General features: G+C 40.3%; 4 protein-coding genes. All 4 read right to left on the reverse strand.

Features of this window, described 5'->3' with window-relative positions; all coding sequences use genetic code 11:
- Positions 1-1,035: 1,035 nt before the first annotated feature.
- On the reverse strand, positions 1,036-1,431 hold the full coding sequence (locus tag ACFSO0_RS09575; RefSeq protein ID WP_376879349.1) for a hypothetical protein: 396 nt from the start codon (positions 1,429-1,431) through the stop codon (positions 1,036-1,038).
- Positions 1,432-1,457: 26 nt separating this feature from the next.
- A complete protein-coding gene (locus tag ACFSO0_RS09580; protein WP_376879351.1) occupies positions 1,458-1,643 on the reverse strand; it encodes a hypothetical protein in 186 nt (61 codons plus the stop codon).
- Positions 1,643-1,852: a hypothetical protein gene (locus tag ACFSO0_RS09585; RefSeq protein WP_376879353.1), complete on the reverse strand. Its 210-nt coding sequence runs from the start codon at positions 1,850-1,852 to the stop codon at positions 1,643-1,645. The genes ACFSO0_RS09580 and ACFSO0_RS09585 overlap by 1 nt, the downstream gene beginning before the upstream one ends.
- A gap of 223 nt (positions 1,853-2,075) precedes the next feature.
- Positions 2,076-2,683, reverse strand: a 608-nt coding sequence (gene istB, locus ACFSO0_RS09590) for an IS21-like element helper ATPase IstB (RefSeq protein ID WP_376879356.1), incomplete at its 5' end; no start/stop codon positions are given.

The following is a 2,683-nucleotide window of genomic DNA, read 5'->3' on the forward strand; positions in this document are numbered from 1 at the left end:
ACCATAAAAAGCCACGTATTCGTTCACCCAGGGTTATTCACTAGTTTGGGAAGAAACGAAAAGAGCCAAACCCATTTTCATGATGGGGTGTGGCTCGAGGAGGCATGGAGGTTTTGTTTAATTCAGCATCTCGTTCCCTCCAACACTCACGACTCATTTTATGATTTCTACCAGTATTACCTATTCTGATAAATACCATTCTAAACCGCTAGTCATTTTTGTTTGTTCCATATACAAAAATAGACTCTAAAATCCTGAATCCCTTGTGGCTGTAGGGGAGAGATGGATTTTAAAAAACGCTAGTTTTTATATTTATATTTTATTTGATGCCAGACTTTTCGTTTTCTTTCTTTTTCATGCTCCCTCCAGCATTCACGACACTTGGGGGTGCAATCTCTTCGCTTTGTATATTAGACTGTTATTCTCCCTTAGTATTTTTAGGTCATTAGTAAAAACCTTGATATATAAAGGATTTTTAGGTGAGTGAAAATTTTTGATTTCTTGGAAAGTGGCTCAAACCCTTATGTATCAAGGGATACAGCGATTTTCTAAACTTGGACATTTTCTCTTTCTTCTTTTGCTTTCTCGCCACAATTCCCTCCGTTTTTCTTTCCAACAAGTCTCACAATATTTTTTTCTGTTGTTGGTAGCCTCAATTCTTATGCCACAAACTTCACATTGTATCTTATCCCCAATTTTTCGATCTACATTCGTCCTTAAATTTTCAACAATGACATCACCAAAACATTCCCAAACAGTCTAGGAAGCCATTCTAGGCGTTTTAATTTTGAGTAATGTTTTTACTCTAACTTGATATTAAAACGTCTATTTACCCCATAAAAATCGGTCTGATGACGTGTTAATGCCAAAAGCAATTCTACGCTTAAATTTCTGATTAATTTACATGAGATTTTGACGTATCGGATTGGATGGGTATGGTTCTATAGGTTGGATTGGAAAGAGGGGAATTTCATTCAATTCTACATTAAAAATAAAAAAAAAGAAGCGGATTGACCCGCTCCCCTTGAGAATTGATTATGCAATACCAATAATTGGCTTTGTATGCCATTCAATCTCAATGTTATGTGTTTCAATCATAATCGGCATGCCATCTGGATATTCCAGATAAAGTTCATCATGTACACTTAAATCGTTAAGGAGATAATACGCCGCCAATTCCAATTCCGAAGATTCACATTCAAATTCAGAAGATACAAAGAATGTGACTGTACCGAATCTTTCACCCTCAATCTCACTATCATCATACCATCTTACCGATTGACCAATAACTTTTAAAGTAACTATCTCCCCATCAATTCTGCCAAGAGAAATTTCGTCCATACTTTTTACAGCGTGATCAATGTCTTGCTCTTGACCAATACTCGTGGAAATAGCAAAGGTTAATTTAGCGTATGCAGTTTGATTGTTCATGGTTAAATTCCTCCCTGAAAATAGTTTTATTGGTTTAATAGTTGCTCACGTTGTTGGCGCAATACTTCAATTTCTTGCATGATTTCCTTTCGGCGTTCCTTTGTCGTGGCTTTCTCGGAAAACTCTTTCGCCAAAGAAATATGACGTAAAGTAATGGACTGTAACTCCTCATGTAAAGCGTCATCTTGCCAAAGACGTAATGCTAAGGACATTATCTCACCCCTTTTGGCTTTAGAGCCTTAAAATACAGAATGTGGAGTGTATTTAAGTCGGGTTTGACAGGAACACGATGACTTGCGTAACGAATGTAAAGTCCTTGATGATCCTCATGTAGTACACGCTGATAAAAACGTCCAGCCATCAACACTTTGACTTTTTTGCCGATTAATGCTTGTAAATCGGATTGTTGGAGTGGAGTCATAGGCTTGTCCACTCCTCATATCTCTATGTTGTTAAGAGGGTTAAATTTTTCATTTTGAGAAGCCAAAGCACTACCCCAAATGGCTAAATATTTCTGTGTGACTGCGATCTGGCTATGTCTTAACATCTTTTGTAATGTAAACACGTCACACCCTGTGTTTTGCAAGTAGAAAATGCTCAGTTTTGCAGCCAAAATTGCCTAAGCACTTGCCAGCCGTTTGTAACTACAGAGGAATTCTATCCATTGCCTGCTTGAAACGGAAGCTTTCGCCCGTGAATGAGAGGATATGAGCGTGGTGGATCAAGCGATCAACGAGCGCCGATGTGAGCTTCGTGTCTCCAAACACCGACGTCCATTGGCCAAACTCCAGGTTGGACGTAACGATCACACTCTGTTGCTCATAGCAATCCGCGATCACGTTAAACAATAACTCAGATCCGGTTTGGCTGAACGGCACGTAGCCAACTTCATCAAGAATGAGTAAATCTATCTTTTTCAATTTCTCTCGAAATCGGCTGACTGTTCCCAGAGCAAATTTTTCCTGAAGCACAGCGACCAAATCGGAAGCCCGGTAGAACTGTACCGCCTTGCCCCGGCGACAAGCCTCCACGCCCAGTGCCGTTGCCATATGGGTTTTTCCTGTGCCTACGGCTCCCATTAAAAGTAAATTCTCTTTACGTTCGAGCCAATCCAATTCCCGAAGCAACTCTGTACTACTGCCATTCGGGAAAGAGATATGGTCATACACATACCCCTCGAAAGTCTTAATATGCGGGAACCCTGCCTGCTGGACAAGCTTCCCCAGCTTGGCGCGGCGGCGACCGTCCAGTT

This window comes from Brevibacillus sp. GCM10020057 (assembly GCF_042683565.1).
Lineage (GTDB): Bacteria > Bacillota > Bacilli > Brevibacillales > Brevibacillaceae > Brevibacillus.

Coding starts and splice junctions, on each gene's coding strand:
- ACFSO0_RS09575 (WP_376879349.1), bottom strand. CDS start 1,431: ATGAACAATCAAACTGCATACGCTAAATTAACCTTTGCTATTTCCACG.
- ACFSO0_RS09580 (WP_376879351.1), bottom strand. CDS start 1,643: ATGTCCTTAGCATTACGTCTTTGGCAAGATGACGCTTTACATGAGGAG.
- ACFSO0_RS09585 (WP_376879353.1), bottom strand. CDS start 1,852: ATGACTCCACTCCAACAATCCGATTTACAAGCATTAATCGGCAAAAAA.